At 47.4% G+C, this 13,974-nt stretch carries 15 protein-coding genes; all 15 read left to right on the top strand.

Translation table 11 applies throughout. The annotated features are described in order from the left end of the window. Positions 1-35: 35 nt before the first annotated feature. The 15 genes from A3750_RS21260 to ureG all read left to right on the top strand — a co-directional run bounded on the left by A3750_RS21260 (position 36) and on the right by ureG (position 13,807). Positions 36-1,034: a TonB C-terminal domain-containing protein gene (locus A3750_RS21260; RefSeq protein WP_156498810.1), complete on the top strand. Its 999-nt coding sequence runs from the start codon at positions 36-38 to the stop codon at positions 1,032-1,034. Positions 1,035-1,043: 9 nt separating this feature from the next. Continuing rightward, positions 1,044-2,081 (top strand): methyltransferase, encoded by a 1,038-nt coding sequence (locus A3750_RS21265; RefSeq protein ID WP_068521931.1) that lies wholly within the window; start codon positions 1,044-1,046, stop codon positions 2,079-2,081. 18 nt (positions 2,082-2,099) lie between these two features. Next, on the top strand, positions 2,100-2,741 hold the full coding sequence (msrA, locus tag A3750_RS21270; RefSeq protein ID WP_068452889.1) for a peptide-methionine (S)-S-oxide reductase MsrA: 642 nt from the start codon (positions 2,100-2,102) through the stop codon (positions 2,739-2,741). A 409-nt stretch (positions 2,742-3,150) separates the two neighbouring features. Then, positions 3,151-4,437: an urea ABC transporter substrate-binding protein gene (gene urtA, locus A3750_RS21275; protein ID WP_068452887.1), complete on the top strand. Its 1,287-nt coding sequence runs from the start codon at positions 3,151-3,153 to the stop codon at positions 4,435-4,437. Between the two features lie 153 nt (positions 4,438-4,590). Beyond that, positions 4,591-6,153 carry an urea ABC transporter permease subunit UrtB gene (urtB, locus tag A3750_RS21280; protein WP_197475215.1) on the top strand — a complete coding sequence of 521 codons (1,563 nt, stop codon included), beginning with the start codon at positions 4,591-4,593 and terminating at the stop codon, positions 6,151-6,153. A 1-nt stretch (position 6,154) separates the two neighbouring features. Next, positions 6,155-7,255, top strand: a complete 1,101-nt coding sequence (gene urtC, locus A3750_RS21285) for an urea ABC transporter permease subunit UrtC (protein WP_068521929.1) — start codon at positions 6,155-6,157, stop codon at positions 7,253-7,255. A gap of 11 nt (positions 7,256-7,266) precedes the next feature. Further along, positions 7,267-8,088 carry an urea ABC transporter ATP-binding protein UrtD gene (gene urtD, locus A3750_RS21290; protein WP_082863122.1) on the top strand — a complete coding sequence of 274 codons (822 nt, stop codon included), beginning with the start codon at positions 7,267-7,269 and terminating at the stop codon, positions 8,086-8,088. Between the two features lie 2 nt (positions 8,089-8,090). Beyond that, a complete protein-coding gene (urtE, locus tag A3750_RS21295; protein ID WP_068521926.1) occupies positions 8,091-8,786 on the top strand; it encodes an urea ABC transporter ATP-binding subunit UrtE in 696 nt (231 codons plus the stop codon). A gap of 32 nt (positions 8,787-8,818) precedes the next feature. After that, positions 8,819-9,712, top strand: coding sequence for an urease accessory protein UreD (locus tag A3750_RS21300; RefSeq protein WP_068521925.1), 894 nt, complete (start codon positions 8,819-8,821; stop codon positions 9,710-9,712). A gap of 15 nt (positions 9,713-9,727) precedes the next feature. Further along, positions 9,728-10,030: an urease subunit gamma gene (ureA, locus tag A3750_RS21305; RefSeq protein ID WP_068454164.1), complete on the top strand. Its 303-nt coding sequence runs from the start codon at positions 9,728-9,730 to the stop codon at positions 10,028-10,030. Between the two features lie 8 nt (positions 10,031-10,038). Further along, the gene (locus A3750_RS21310) at positions 10,039-10,344 is read left to right on the top strand and encodes an urease subunit beta (RefSeq protein WP_068454167.1); all 306 of its coding nucleotides are present in this window, start codon (positions 10,039-10,041) and stop codon (positions 10,342-10,344) included. Positions 10,345-10,354: 10 nt separating this feature from the next. Next, a complete protein-coding gene (gene ureC / locus A3750_RS21315) occupies positions 10,355-12,061 on the top strand; it encodes an urease subunit alpha (RefSeq protein WP_068454170.1) in 1,707 nt (568 codons plus the stop codon). A gap of 17 nt (positions 12,062-12,078) precedes the next feature. Continuing rightward, a complete protein-coding gene (ureE, locus tag A3750_RS21320) occupies positions 12,079-12,528 on the top strand; it encodes an urease accessory protein UreE (protein ID WP_068454172.1) in 450 nt (149 codons plus the stop codon). A gap of 12 nt (positions 12,529-12,540) precedes the next feature. After that, complete coding sequence (locus tag A3750_RS21325) at positions 12,541-13,191, top strand: urease accessory protein UreF (protein ID WP_068451787.1); 651 nt, start codon at positions 12,541-12,543, stop codon at positions 13,189-13,191. 1 nt (position 13,192) lies between these two features. After that, complete coding sequence (gene ureG / locus A3750_RS21330) at positions 13,193-13,807, top strand: urease accessory protein UreG (RefSeq protein ID WP_068454174.1); 615 nt, start codon at positions 13,193-13,195, stop codon at positions 13,805-13,807. Positions 13,808-13,974: the final 167 nt, after the last annotated feature.

Here is a 13,974-nt window from a genome sequence, read left to right on the forward strand (position 1 = left end):
ACAATGCTTTTCTTAGGCTTTTGCTCGCGAGCATATTGATTCATAGCTCGGCGATCGTGGCGTATTTGTTTTCACAAGAAGTGAGCCTTCCATCCCCGCAACAAAAGAGCGTTAAGGTTCAACTGCATGTTGAGCAACCTCTACCTCAACTTGAACAAGCTCTTGAATCCACGCCGCAAGAACCAGAACAACAAGCCTTAGATGTGCCTCTGCAAGATCAGCCCGAAGAGCATCTGCCAGCGCACAATAGTGAAGAGTTCGCGAGCAATAACCAAAGTAAAGAGATAGAAGGAAAAATAGTCGCCGGTGGCGGCAATGAACGTGACGTTGAGCATATTGCGGAAACTGAAATAACACCTAGCACGCAAGAAGAAATCGAAGATCTCGAGGTGTCAGAAGGTTTGACAGAAGAGGTTGTGGACGAGAGATCAGAAGAAGCGCGAGAGGTGGTCAGTACGATAGGCTCCAGCAACCAAACGCTGCTAGGTGATGCGGCTGGCACTGCAGAGGCTGAGTCATCAGAGAGTGCCTCAAGTCGCGCCGTTGAAGAGTTTAGTATTGACGCACTGCCAAGCCTGGAAGAGTTGACTATCCCGGGCGAGTTCCTTGAAGGCATCGGTAATCTGGAGTTGCTAAGTGATGGCGAATTATCAGACGCCTTGGTGGAGCAACCCTTTAGCGAAAACGAATCAAAAGAGTTGCAACTGGTTAATCGTTATTTGGCGAGAATGAATAAACAGGTCCTGTCGTTTTGGATCAACCCATACAAAGGGAATCAGCTGCATCGAGGCATTATTAAAGTTGAGCTCAGTTCGAGTGGATATCTTGAAAATGCGTATATTTATCGATCGAGCGGGCATACCCTGTTAGATATCTCGGTCCTTGACGCGATTCGCGCCGTGCCGCGTTATGAGGTGCCAGATAACGAAATTATTACAGCGCGCTACTATACCAACCTAAGTTTTCATTATTCGTCGATCGAAGAAGAAACAGAGCTCATGCCGTTTGAGCAAGAACGAGAAGAAATTAATTAAGGAACCACATTGCAGCACCCTACAGTTCAAGTTATTGGTAGAAATGAAGAGTATTTTCCCGAAGATGCCCGTCGTCTCGTCATCGAGCCACCCGCGTGCGCATTGGAGCCTAGCATCCGCCAAGCGCATATTCTGACCTTTAACTATCGTAGTTACAGCTTCTTCAAAGATTCGAAAGCCGAAAACGTATCATTTGGAATTGGCGGCGAATTTAGTCAGGGTGAAGAAGTCTTACCTAATGGTAGGTATCAGCAAGTTCTTCTTTTTATGCCTAAGTCCAAGCCCGAGTTAGAGCTTTATTTAGATATCGCCGCAAATTTTGTAGAAGGCGATGGTCGTGTTTTTCTCGTTGGTGAGAAGAAGGCGGGTATCGCAAGCGGCGCAAAAAGACTCGCTCAGCGAGCGGAGAAGAGCGAAAAGCTCGACTCGGCCAAACACTGTCAATTGTGGGAAGCTACAGGTTTTGAGGCGAGAGATACATTTGATGTCAATTCTTACGTTGAAGAACTGTCGGTTGATATAAACGGAACCGATCTCAAACTTGCTGCAATTCCTGGAGTATTCGCTTCCGGAAAGTTAGATGAGGGCACGCAATTGTTGCTGGAGCAAAAAGTAAGGCGCTTGAAAGGGCGCACCTTAGACTTCGGTTGTGGTGCTGGAGTTATCGGGGCTTATTTAAAAAAGGTCAATCCAGAGATAAAACTAGAGTGTATAGACATTAACTGGTTCGCGCTTTTAGCTACTAAAACAACGCTAAAGTTAAATGGCTTAGAGGGTGCGGTTTACCCAAGCGACGGTTGGTCAGAGGTGAAGGGGAGGGTTAATGGCGTTGTGACGAATCCTCCATTTCATCAAGGCGTTTCTACTGAGTATGAAACCACTGAGCGATTTATCCGTTCCGCTCACTCCAAGATGGCGCGATACGCGCCGATGTACATCGTGGCTAATAATTTTCTGCGCTATCCCACTATCATTGAGTCGGTATTTGGAAAGTGTACGTACTATGCGAAGAGTACTAAGTTCAACGTTTACTATTGTGAGCGTTAATCCTATTGAGGTGGTTCCATGAGTTATTTCCTTAGAAAGAATATCGAGATGCCAAATGAAGCGAATGCTCTTGCCGGACGAAGCGAGCCGTTAGAAATCGAACCAACGCACTTCGTGAATGGCCGCACCATTTTTGCCCCTTACCCTGCTGAAATGAAGCAAATCGTCCTTGGGTTAGGCTGCTTTTGGGGCGCTGAGCGGGCCTTTTGGGAGCTTGATGGTGTTTACGTTACGTCCGTGGGCTACGCTGGAGGTTTTACTAACAACCCTACCTACGAAGAGATTTGTTCAGGAATGACAGCCCATACTGAGGTTGTTCATGTAGTCTACGACCCGGACATCATTAGCCTCATCGAGATTTTAAAAGTATTTTGGGAGAAACATGATCCAACGCAGGGCATGAGGCAGGGGAATGATCTTGGTACGCAGTATCGATCGGCGATCTATTACTTAGAAGAGTCTGATTTGGCCGTGATAAAAACGAGCTATCAGCAATACCAAAATGCACTCGAAGAAGCAGGGCTTGGAAGTATTACGACTGAGATCGCGCCTTTGAAGGAATATTTTTATGCCGAAACCTATCATCAGCAATATTTAGCGAAGAACCCTAATGGATATTGCGGTTTAGGTGGCACGGGTGTGACCTGCGGCGTCCCTTAGCGCGATCTATTCTCAAGGCAAAAAAAAGCCCTTGGAATCCAAGGGCAAAGTCCACTCTAGCGTCTCCGCTAGTGATAACAAATCTGAAACGTCCGGTATCAGATATATATTCACCTTACCCACCATAATTAGAATATACATACTAATTCACACGAGCATATTTGACTTTGTTGCATTCGCTTGCGCCAAAACAGGGCGTGGCAGTCGCATGCTTTGGATTTTTTCGCCCGCTATTGGTGCGACAGGTTCTTGGTCAGGCTTTGTCTATACGCAAATATACGTACTAAGTGTCTGATTTATCTTAGTTTCTAGGAAACGGCGCAGCACTTGCTCTAACCCCCTGCAGGAAGATCGCATACAAGCACTCCTAAAAAACAAACAATAATTCTTCGAACGGGGAACGTTAACGATGAAAAACTTTAAGACTAAATTGGCGACGGTTGCAGCTGCAGTGTCGCTGTCTGTCGGTGCTTCGGTTACATATGCCGCTGATACCATCAAGGTTGGGGTACTGCACTCACTATCTGGAACGATGGCAATTTCAGAAACAACATTGAAAGACACCGTTTTGATGATGGTAGAAGAGCAAAATAAGAAAGGCGGGGTGCTTGGGAAGCAGCTAGAGGCTGTGGTCGTAGATCCTGCGTCAAACTGGCCTCTATTTGCTGAAAAAGCACGTGAGCTTATCGAAAAAGAAAAAGTGGCCGCTGTGTTCGGGTGCTGGACATCTGTTTCGCGTAAATCTGTATTGCCTGTATTTGAAGAGTTAGACAATATCCTGTTTTACCCGGTTCAGTACGAAGGCGAGGAGTCTTCGAAAAACGTATTTTACACAGGCGCTGCGCCAAACACTCAAGCAATTCCAGCCGTTGACTATCTTGCCGAACAAGGTGTAGAGCGTTGGGTGCTTGCGGGTACTGACTATGTATATCCACGTACAACAAACAAAATCCTAGAAGCATACTTGAAAGATGCTGGTGTCGCTGAAGAAGACATCATGATCAACTACACGCCTTTTGGACACTCTGATTGGCAGAGCATTGTAGCGGACATCAAAAAGTTCGGCGCAGAGGGTAAGAAGACTGCAGTTGTATCAACCATCAATGGCGATGCGAATGTTCCATTCTACAAAGAGCTTGGCAACCAAGGGATTTCTGCGGAAGACATTCCTGTAGTAGCGTTCTCGGTTGGTGAGGAAGAGCTTGCTGGTCTTGACACTGCGCCTCTAGTTGGCCACTTGGCTGCTTGGAACTACTTTATGAGTGTTGAGTCCGATGCGAATGACGAGTTCATCGAGGCATGGCATTCATACATCGGTAACGAAGATCGCGTTACAAACGACCCAATGGAAGCAACTTATATTGGTTTCAACATGTGGGTTGAGGCGGTAGAGAAAGCCGGTACTACTGACCCATCTGCTGTGCAAGATGCGATCATCGGCGTTTCTGTTCCTAACCTTTCTGGCGGCTTATCGACGATGATGCCAAACCACCATATTACTAAGCCAGTTTTGATCGGCGAGATTCAAGAAGACGGTCAATTCCAGGTTGTGTCGTCTACAAATGGTCTGGTTCAGGGCGATGCATGGTCTGACTTCCTACCAGGTTCAAAAGATGTTATCTCTGATTGGAGAGCGCCTTTGTCTTGTGGTAACTACAACGTTAAGACTGGTAAGTGTTCTGGTCAAAACTTCTAATTACCATAGAAGTTCGAAAAAGGGAGTCTTTGGCTCCCTTCTTTATTCAAACCAACTAAAACAAAAACAATCCAATTTCATCTCCAAGGAACCACCATGGCGAGCCTAAGAAATTGCTTAGGGCGATCGGTTATTGCCCTAATACTTACAATAATGTCCTTGTCAACTCACGCAAATGATACCGGCCTTTACGAGCAAGGCATCGATTTGCTGATAACTGGAAAACTAAAAAAAGTTGAGCAAGGCGTAAGTAAGCTCATCGCATCAAAAAATGAAAGCGCTGATATGGCGCTAGAAGCTCTATTGAATGGCGATTTGTACCGCCATAAAAAACAAAAACAACTTGTTGTACTCGAATCTAAGTCGAGTGAGGGTATGCAGGTTGTCTACTTAAATGAACCGTCTAAATCGGAACTCATTACCAAAAAGCGGGCTATAAAACGCGTTCCTGTTAATAATAATCTGCGTCGTGAAATTCGGGCTTATCTCGCAGCCAAAAACCTCCAGCATAGTAATGTGGAGAAACGGCAAGCAGCGGTGGAGTCGTTACTCTCTGGTGCAGACGAAACAGCACTTGAAATTGTCCACGAGCAAAGACAAGTTGAGAAAAATGCAGACATACTGTTCTTGTTGGATAGCGTCATAGCGCTAGACTCACTAGAAAGCGAGAATACATCCATCAAGCTCAAGGCGATCGAAACGCTTTCCGAAAGCCTCCAACCTCAAGTGCGAAACCGGCTACAAAAAGTTGTTGAAAAGGGTGAGGCACCTTTCTCCGCAGCAGCCGAAAAAGCGCTCGCAAAAATACAGGATAAAGCCGAGTTTTACGGCTGGATGGAGACCATCTTTTTTGGTCTAAGTCTTGGGTCGGTATTGGTGCTTGCGGCGATTGGGCTTGCGATTACCTTTGGTGTAATGGGCTGTATCAATATGGCGCACGGCGAATTGATCATGATAGGCGCTTATACAACCTATGTGATTCAGTTGCTCATGCCGGATTCGATTGGCGCATCCATTATTGTTGCGATTCCGGCCGCTTTTGTCGTATCCGGTTTGGTGGGTATTGCTATTGAGCGTGGTGTGATTCAGTTTTTAAAAGGACGACCTTTAGAAACGCTATTGGCGACGTTCGGCATAAGTTTAGTATTGCAGCAAGCGGTGCGTAGTATCTTTTCGCCTCTTAATCGCAGCGTAGAGACACCAGAGTGGATGTCTGGCTCGATTGATATCAACCCGATTTTCTCCCTCACACTAAACAGGTTGTACATCATTATTTTTTGTTTGGCTGTGTTTGCATTGTTGTTCTTTATCCTCAAAAAGACGGTTCTTGGTCTTCAGGTACGTGCAGTGTCCCAGAATAGAGAAATGGCGCGTGCAATGGGTGTGCGTTCGGAGTGGGTGGACGCATTGACGTTCGGCTTAGGCTCCGGGATTGCGGGAGTTGCGGGAGTAGCGCTTAGTCAATTGACAAACGTTGGCCCGAACTTAGGTCAGTCTTATATCATTGACTCCTTCATGGTTGTCGTTTTTGGTGGTGTAGGGAACCTATGGGGAACGTTGGTGGCTGGCATGTCTTTAGGTGTGGCCAATAAACTCCTGGAACCTGTTTCCGGTGCTGTGCTTGCCAAGATTCTTGTGCTGGTATTTATCATTCTGTTCATACAGAAAAAACCGCGCGGCTTGTTCCCGCAAAAAGGTCGAGCAGCGGAGGCTTAAGATGTTAACTTCAAAAAATATGAATCAGAACGTGGTTTTCGATAGAGCGACGATAACGTTTTTGGCGGTCCTCGCGGCAGTCACCGTATTAGTCATCATTTGCAATACGGTTTTCTCTCCAGGCAGTGCGCTGCATATACCAACTTACACCGTAACCTTGCTGGGCAAGTATCTTACTTTTGCGCTTCTCGCTGTAGCCGTCGATTTGATCTGGGGTTATTTGGGAATACTTAGCTTAGGCCATGGTGCGTTCTTCGCGCTCGGTGGTTATGCGATGGGTATGTATCTTATGCGGCAGATCGGAGACCGAGGTGTATATGGCGACCCTTTATTGCCGGATTTTATGGTGTTCCTTAATTGGAGCGAGTTACCTTGGTTTTGGCAAGGGTTCGATCAATTTTGGTTTGCTGCATTAATGGTAGTCGTTGCACCTGGTGTGCTGGCTTTTGTTTTCGGTTGGCTCGCTTTTCGGTCGCGAGTGACAGGCGTGTATCTGTCGATCATTACCCAGGCGCTTACATTTGCATTGATGTTGGCATTTTATCGAAACGAAATGGGCTTTGGTGGTAACAATGGCTTAACCGATTTCAAAGACATTTTAGGTTTTGATTTACAATCTGACGCGACACGACTGACGTTATTTACGCTGTCGGCCGTTGCTTTGGCATGTGGCTATCTCGCCTGTCGTTTCATTGTCACGTCAAAACTGGGGCGTGTAGCAATGGCTATTCGTGATGCTGAGTCGCGCACCCGTTTTATTGGCTACAAAGTAGAGAATTTCAAACTATGGATTTGGACATTCTCTGCGGCGCTAGCAGGCATTGCCGGTGCTTTGTATGTGCCTCAAGTAGGCATCATTAATCCAAATGAATTCTCACCGTTAAATTCGATAGAGCTCGTCGTCTGGGTCGCGTTAGGTGGCCGGGCTACGCTTTACGGTGCGGTCGTTGGTGCGATCGCGGTGAATTACGCGAAGACGTATTTTACTGGCGTATTGCCGGAGGTATGGCTGTTTGCTCTCGGCGGCTTGTTTGTGATTACAACAATCTTCTTACCCAAAGGCATTGCTGGCCTAATCGGACGTAAGGAGGCTGCAGCATGAGCAATCCAATCATGAATTATATCGATGCGGTGAGAGACAAAGATCACGTATTCGATTTTATACAACCAACTGAGAACCCCGATCTTGATGTACGGAAGGGCTGCATTCTTTATATGGAAGACGTCAGCGTGAGCTTTGATGGTTTCAAGGCAATCAACGATTTAAATCTTTATATAAACGAGGGCGAGCTTCGCTGCATCATCGGCCCTAACGGCGCTGGAAAAACCACGATGATGGATATCATCACCGGCAAAACCCAGCCCGATACGGGAAGCGTGTATTTCGGGCAGAAGATCAATCTTCTTAAGATGACCGAGCCAGAAATCGCAGAGGCCGGAATTGGCCGTAAATTCCAAAAACCCACGGTCTTCGAAGAGCTAAGTGTTTTCGAGAACCTTGAGCTGTCGATGGCAGGCAACAAAGCTGTCTTAGGTAATCTTTTTGCGAAGCTGACCTCGGAGCAATTGCTATTAATTGAGGAAACGCTTGAGCTCATTGGCTTGCAAGATGAAGGTTTAAAACGCGCTGGCTCGTTGTCGCACGGTCAGAAGCAGTGGCTAGAAATAGGCATGCTGATTATGCAAAAACCACGATTGTTGCTCGTAGATGAACCAGTGGCTGGCATGACGCATCAGGAGATGGATAGAACCGCAGAACTTCTAATTTCCTTGGAGGGCAAGCACTCCGTCGTGGTCGTTGAGCATGATATGGACTTTGTCCGCTCAATTGCTCGAACCGTCACAGTGCTTCATCAAGGTTCTGTTTTGGCAGAGGGAAGCATGGACGATGTCCAAAACAACCCGCGCGTTAAAGAAGTCTATCTCGGAGAGTAACCATGCTACAAATATCAAACCTGAATCAATTTTATGGTGAGAGCCATACTCTTTGGGATCTGGACATCGAGATCGAGCCGGGCAAGTGTACATGTTTAATGGGACGAAATGGTGTCGGAAAAACGACACTGTTGTCCTGTGTCATGGGCTTACTAAAGCCTGCAAGCGGGACAATTATGTTCGATGGCATTGATCTAACAAAAATTTCAGCAGAAGGGCGCGCGCCCGCTGGAATCGGGTACGTGCCGCAGGGAAGACAGATTTTCCCCATGCTCACAGTTGAAGAAAATCTTCAGATCGGCTTGCCAATTCGAAAAGACAAGGCGAAGCAAATCCCTGACTTCATTTATGAGCTATTCCCAGTCTTGCATGACATGAGGCACCGAAGAGGTGGCGACTTAAGTGGCGGCCAGCAGCAGCAACTAGCGATTGGTCGTGCTCTTGTTATTGACCCTAAGCTTTTGATTCTCGATGAGCCGACTGAAGGGATTCAACCAAACATCGTGCAAGAGATTGGAGACATAATTCGTAAACTGAACAGAGATATTGGCTTGACAGTTCTTTTGGTCGAACAAAAATTGCCCTTTGTTAGAAGAACCTCCGATAACTTTATTATTATGGATCGAGGACGCAAAGTAGCGACGGGAGATTTAACCGAACTCAACGATGATCTGGTGCGAAAATATTTAACCGTATAGACTAAACCTACTTTAGAGTAAGCAATAAAAATATGAGTTTAGTCGTCGAGAGCAAGCATCCAGAAGCGGCAACCTATGGCAATAATCGAGCGTGGAAAGCGAGACTCGCGCTTGGTTATCGTCAACGGTCCGATAAAACGGTTTTATCCAAAATGCAGTTTGAAGGACCGCTAAGAGTGCAAAGGCCGTTTTACCCTGAACACGGTCGATGTCACACCTACCTGCTTCACCCCCCAGGAGGCATGGTGAGCGGCGATCAAATTGATATCGACGTGTCGGTCGACTCTAATGCTAATGCTTTCATTACTACGCCGTCCGCGGGAAAGATATATTCGGCCGATAGTGCAAACGTCGTGCAGACCCAGAACATACAGCTGTCGGTTAGTGACGGTGCTTCTCTTGAATTTCTGCCTCAAGAGAATATTTTGTTTAACGGTGCAAATGCTCGACTCTCAACGACAATTGATGTGTCCGCAAAGGGCAGATTGATTGCTTGGGATATGGTGAGCTTTGGTCGGCCTTATGGCGGTTACTGGTTTGATTCCGGGAGCCTTTCGCAGCAGATCTCGATTTCCATTGAGGGCGATTTAGTGTTGCATGAAGGCTTTCGCACCGATCCCGAGCTGGTCATTCTCGAGAGCTCTGTGGGGCTAATGGGCTACAAGCACATGGGGAGCTTGTTCATTGCCGTACCCGAAGAAGAGGACTTATACAAAACGTGGGTAGAATTGATTCGGCAGCATGTGAGTGCGCTGGACATTAAGGATACGAGCATTGGTGCTACACACAGACACAAACTCCTAATCGTGCGCGCTTTATCGCAAGACGTGGAGCAATTACGGAATACCTTCATTTCAATTTGGCAGCATATACGCCCCCAAGTTTTGGGCGCAGAGCCAATTATGCCGCGCATCTGGCTCACCTAATACCGGAGAACATTCATGGAATTGAGTCCTAGAGAAAAAGACAAGTTACTGATTTTTACCGCCGCATTGCTCGCCGAGCGTCGTAAAGAAAGGGGTGTAAAATTAAACTATCCCGAAGCGGTCGCACTCATATCCGCAGCAATAATGGAAGGCGCTCGTGATGGCAAAACAGTCGCGGAGTTGATGAGCGAAGGCCGTAATATTCTGAATGCTGAGGACGTCATGGATGGTATCGCAGACATGCTCCATGAAGTTCAAGTTGAGGCAACGTTTCCAGACGGGACAAAGCTCGTCACTGTCCACAATCCAATCGTTTAGGAGTCACTATGAAACCAGGCGAATATTTTATTCAGGATGGTGAGATTGAGCTAAATGCCGGTCGTACCGCCACCGAGATCAAAGTTGCAAATACTGGAGACCGACCAATTCAAGTTGGATCTCATTATCACTTTGCCGAAACCAATCTTGCGCTGGAGTTCGATAGAGTTTTAGCGACAGGAAAACGGCTCGATATCCCTGCCGGTACAGCTGTTCGTTTTGAGCCAGGTCAGTCCAGGACTGTTCAACTTGTTGACTATGCGGGAAAACGAGAAATCTTTGGGTTTCGTGGCGATGTGATGGGTAAGGTCTAGGGAGAGATGTATGAGCAAGATTAGCAGGCAGGCGTATGCCAACATGTTCGGCCCTACTACCGGTGACCGAGTGCGTTTAGGTGATACAGAGATCATTATCGAAGTTGAGAAAGACTTAACCAACTACGGTGATGAGGTAAAATTCGGTGGGGGAAAGGTCATTCGCGATGGCATGGGCCAAAGCCAAGCCCTTGCAAGCGAGGTGGTTGATACAGTTATTACCAACGCGCTGATTCTGGATCATTGGGGGATCGTTAAAGCTGACGTCGGTATTAAAGAAGGCCGCATTGTTGCGATAGGTAAGGCCGGAAATCCTGACACGCAAGAAGGCGTAACCATGAATGTTGGTCCGGGAACGGAAGTGATCGCAGGGGAGGGGCAGATACTCACGGCCGGCGGCGTCGACGCGCACATTCACTTTATTTGTCCGCAACAGGTCGAAGAAGCCTTGATGTCCGGCACCACAACGATGCTTGGTGGTGGGACAGGGCCTGCCACAGGAACTAACGCCACAACCTGCACGCCAGGGCCATGGCATATCAAAAAGATGCTGCAGGCAACGGACGATTTGCCAATGAATTTCGGGTTTCTTGGTAAGGGAAATGTCAGCCAACCGGAACCAATTGCTGAGCAAATCAAAGCAGGCGCATTTGGCCTGAAGCTCCACGAAGATTGGGGTACGACACCGGCCTCGATCGACAACTGCTTGTCGGTCGCCGAGGAATATGATGTTCAAGTCGCGATCCACACAGACACTCTAAATGAATCGGGGTTTGTAGAAGACACGATCGCTGCATTCAAAGGGCGTGGTATTCATACTTATCATACCGAGGGCGCAGGCGGCGGTCATGCCCCCGACATTATCAAAGCATGCGGTTACGATAACGTGTTGCCTTCATCGACGAATCCGACTCGACCCTACACCGTCAACACGATAGACGAGCACCTCGATATGCTGATGGTTTGCCATCACCTCGACCCAGATATCCCCGAGGACGTTGCATTTGCCGATTCCCGAATTCGAAAAGAGACGATAGCCGCAGAGGATATTCTGCATGATCTGGGCGCGTTCTCGATGATTGCCTCCGATTCTCAGGCGATGGGGCGTGTTGGTGAGGTGATTAGCCGGACATGGCAAACAGCCCACAAAATGAAAGTACAACGCGGCTTGCTAACAGAAGATCAGGAGCTTGGTTGCGATAACTTTCGTGCCAAGCGTTATATAGCAAAATACACGATCAACCCGGCAATCACGCATGGCATCGCACATGAGGTGGGTAGTTTAGAAGTAGGGAAATTAGCCGATTTGGTGCTCTGGAAACCAGCGTTCTTCGCAACGAAACCTAGCCTGATACTGAAAGGCGGCATGATCGCGGCAGCGCCAATGGGTGATCCGAATGCATCCATCCCAACACCACAACCTGTGCATTATCGGCCGATGTTTGGTTCGATGGGGCGCGCGGTAAACGCAACATCTTTAACATTTGTATCTCAAGCAGCGGTCGACGATAACATTAAACAAAAATACGGGCTTAACCGGGAAGTCAGTGCCTGTAAGTCGGTAAGGAATGTTCGTAAGCAAGACATGATTCATAATGCGGCGATGCCTGTCATCGAGGTAGATGCTCAAAACTATGAAGTGAAGGCTGATGGTGTACTTTTAGAGTGTGAGCCTCTGGCGGAGTTGCCTTTGTCTCAGCGGTACTATTTGTTTTAGAGCGAGTTAGGATAATAATGATTGAAGTCGTAAAAAAGCTCCATCTTCATGGCGCTCCCCCGAGAGAACCTGAGCTGACCGTCGTTCTCGACTATGATCAGCGCACTAAGGGCCGCTTGAAAGCGACGGCTGTTAGCGGTGAACCTCTTGGCCTCTTCCTCGAACGAGGCAAGGTGCTTCGTGATGGGGATGTTCTAGAGTGCTCTTCTGGTGAGTTGGTGCTTGTAAAATCTGCGAACGAAACCCTTGTTGAGGCCACTTGTGACGATTGGCTTACCTTCAGTAAATGCTGCTACCACCTCGGGAATCGCCATGTCCCCATTCAAGTAGAAGCGCTGCGTTTACGAATGCGTCCAGACTATATTTTAGAAGATATGTTGAAGCAGCTCGGCATGCGTACAACTACCGTCTCCGCCGGCTTCGATCCCGAACAGGGTGCATATGCAGGCGGACACCATCATCACTAAAGGGTACGTGTAATGGCGAATCTGCTTGGACTACTCTATTTGGCAAGCCCAACCTTACCAATCGGTTCTTTTGCTTATTCTCAAGGTCTAGAGAAAGCGATCGAAAATGAAGCTGTAAGCGATAGAGAGAGCTTGCTTAAATGGTGCAGGGACTTCATGTCGATAGGGCTAGCGTATCTTGATCTCCCTTTGCTTAGGCAGATCAACCAGGCAATTAGGGAAGTTAATCAGCGACAGCTGGATTCCATTAATCAAGTGGTATTTGCGAGTCGCGAAACGGCCGAACTGTACATGGAAGAGGTAAACTTGGGTCAGAGCTTGAAAAGGCTGATTATGACGCAAGAGTTAAAGGTTGAGGGCATGGACATGCCGCAAAAGCCTAGTTTTCTTGTTGGCTATGCTTGGGCGGCGAATGCCTTAGATCTATCGCAAGAAGAGTTGGAGACGGCGTTTCTTTGGAGTTGGTTAGAGAACCAGACGGCCGTAGCGTGTAAAGCGATTCCATTAGGTCAAACGGACGCGCAAGCTATTCTGCTTGCATTGCGTCCAGTCATTTCACATGTTGTTGGAAGTACTCGTTCTGAGATCGCGGGCTCACTACCTGGACAGGTTTTGTTCAGTGCACAGCATGAAACACAATATTCAAGATTATTTAGGAGTTAATATGACAACACAATGTCTTCGTGTCGGCATTGGTGGGCCTGTCGGGTCGGGCAAGACCGCGCTTTTGAAAAACCTTTGTGCCGAGCTACGCAACCGCTACAACATGGCGGTCGTGACAAATGACATTTATACAAAAGAAGATGCGCAGTTTTTGCTGAGGCATGAGGCATTAGAGGAAGACCGGATCATGGGCGTTGAAACGGGTGGCTGTCCGCATACCGCGATTCGTGAGGATGCTTCCATGAATTTGGCGGCAATTGACGAGCTTCAGGCTCGGCATGATGGCCTTGAGCTCGTGTTCGTTGAAAGTGGTGGTGATAATTTAAGCGCAACCTTTAGTCCTGAATTATCCGATCTGACAATCTACGTGATTGATGTGTGCGCGGGAGATAAGATTCCGCGTAAGGGCGGACCTGGTATTACCAAATCTGACTTATTGATTATTAATAAGATTGATCTTGCTCAGCAGGTAAACGCTTCTCTTGAAGTGATGGAGCGTGATGCTACAGCGCAGCGAGGCGATAAACCCTTCATTTTTACCAATATGAACACGAAGCAGGGCGTTGATACGATTATTGCCTTTATCCAAGATAGAGGAATGCTTAGACCAGCCTAGCCTCCACACCCTCGAGTGAGATCTTTGTCACACACTTGATCTCACTCACTTCACTCTATATGGCTAAGTAATCGCGGTTTATGTTAAAGTTTGTAACAGCGTGCAGCCTCTGCTCTTCCTCAAGTTGACGCTTAGAACATAAAAATAAATGAACCGTTGATAAAGTT

It is taken from the genome of Oleiphilus sp. HI0079, from assembly GCF_001635105.1.